Origin of the sequence: Gordonia sp. GONU, from assembly GCF_024733855.1 — a bacterium.
Lineage (GTDB): Bacteria > Actinomycetota > Actinomycetes > Mycobacteriales > Mycobacteriaceae > Gordonia > Gordonia amicalis.
In genome coordinates this window covers 1-1,905 of the sequence record NZ_JANRHB010000074.1, presented here as the reverse complement: position 1 = coordinate 1,905, position 1,905 = coordinate 1, and the positions used below count along the sequence as shown (strand labels likewise).

At 64.5% G+C, this 1,905-nt stretch carries 1 protein-coding gene and 1 pseudogene; both read left to right on the top strand.

Annotated elements, in window-relative coordinates; translation table 11 throughout:
• The first annotated feature begins 45 nt into the window (after window positions 1–45).
• Window positions 46–1,342, top strand: a pseudogene (gene istA / locus NWF34_RS25190) (IS21 family transposase).
• Window positions 1,343–1,348: 6 nt separating this feature from the next.
• Entirely contained in the window at window positions 1,349–1,807 is a 459-nt protein-coding gene (locus NWF34_RS25185) for an ATP-binding protein (protein ID WP_020169762.1), read from the top strand.
• Window positions 1,808–1,905: the final 98 nt, after the last annotated feature.

Sequence of the window (1,905 nt, the reverse complement as noted above, 5' to 3'; positions counted from 1 at the left end):
ACCCCCTGACGACGGGTGAATTTTGACCCCCGTCTTGTTAGGAGGGTGATTTCAGTGGAGCAGTGGGCGGAGATCCGCCGTTTGCATCGCAGTGAGGGTGTGCCGATCAAGGAGATCGCGCCGGTTGGGGGTGGCCCGTAACACGGTGCGGGCGGCGTTGGCCTCAGACACCGCGCCGAAGTACTCGCGACCGGCGAAGGGCTCGGTGGTCGATGCGTTCGAACCGCAGATCCGGGCGTTGTTGCGGGAGTATCCGACGATGCCGGCGACGGTGATCGCGGAGCGGATCGGGTGGACGAGATCGTTGACTGTCCTCAAAGACCGGGTCCGGGTGATTCGCCCGGAGTTTCGTGGGGTAGATCCGGCCGATCGGGTGATCTATGAGCCCGGCGGCTGTTCGCAGTGGGATCTGTGGTTCCCGGACTACCGAATCCCAGTGGGCCACAATCAATTCGCCATGTTACCGGTATTGGTGATGACATTGGCGTTCTCCCGATACCGGTCGGCGGTGATGATCCCGTCGCGCCAGGGCGGAGACATCCTGACGGGGATGTGGCTGCTGCTGTCGCAACTGGGCGCGGTGACCCGCAAGCTGGTGTGGGACCGCGAAGCCGCGATCGGCCCCAAGGGCACACCCACCGCGCTGGCCGCAGGATTCGTGGGCACCTTGGGCACTCGGCTGGAGCTGGCGCCACCGCGAGACCCCGAGTACAAGGGCATGGTCGAACGCAACAACCGATTCTTCGAGACCTCGTTCCTGCCGGGCCGCCAGTTCGCCTCACCGGACGATTTCACCGCCCAGTTCGATCGGTGGCTGGCCGATCATGCCAACACCCGAGTGGTGCGCGCGATCGGTGATCGACGCCCGTGTGATGCGCTCGCCGAGGACCTCGAGCAGATGGCCGGGCTTCCCCCGACCGCACCTCATATCGGGTTGAGTAGCCGGGTGCGACTCGGTCGCGACTACTACGTACGTGTGGCCGGCAATGACTATTCGGTGCACCCGTCGGTGATCGGTCGCTTCGTCGACATCACCGCCGACCTGCAGCAGGTGCGCATCCAGTGCGGCGAGGTCACCGTCGCCGACCACGCTCGCAGCTGGGCCAACCACGTCACCATCGCCGACCCTCAGCACGTGCGGGCAGCCAAAGAACTGCGCCGCGACTACCGCCGCCAAGACCTCGCCAACCGGGCCCGAAACGCCGCCCGCATCCGCGCCCACCCCGACGGCCACGAGGTACCGATCCGGGCGCTACCAGACTACGACGACCTGTTCGGGGTGCACTTTGCTACCCCGTCAGGTGCTCAACCACCCACCCCGTCCACTATCACTGAAAGGTGAAATACCATGTCCGACAATCACACAGGTAAGCAGATCGAGTTCGCGGCGCGGGCGTTGAAGATGCCAGCGATCCGCCGCTGCTGGGCCGAGTTGGCCGAGCGGGCCCGCACCGACAACTGGACCCACGAGGAGTACCTCGCAGCGATCCTTGACCGCCAGGTCAGTGAACGCGAAGCCAACGGCACCGTGCTGCGGATCAGTGGCGCTCGCTTCCCCGCGGTCAAGACACTCGAGGACTTCAACTTCGACCGCCTTCCAGGATTGCGTCGCGATGTTATCGCCCATCTGGCCACCAGCACCTGGATCGCCAAGAGCGACAACGTGATCCTTCTCGGACCACCTGGAGTGGGTAAGACCCACCTCGCGATCGCGCTCGGGATCAAAGCCGCGCACAACGCCTACCCTGTGCTCTTCGACACCACCACCGGATGGGTCACCCGCCTTGAGGTTCCCCCCGAACCGTAGAGGCATCGATAATGAGGAGCACGATGCCAGAGAAGCGGAAGAAGTACGACCGGGAGTTTCGTGATGGGGCGGTCCGGATCGTCGAGGAGACAGGTAAG

Coding starts and splice junctions, on each gene's coding strand:
- NWF34_RS25185 (WP_020169762.1), top strand. CDS start 1,349: ATGTCCGACAATCACACAGGTAAGCAGATCGAGTTCGCGGCGCGGGCG.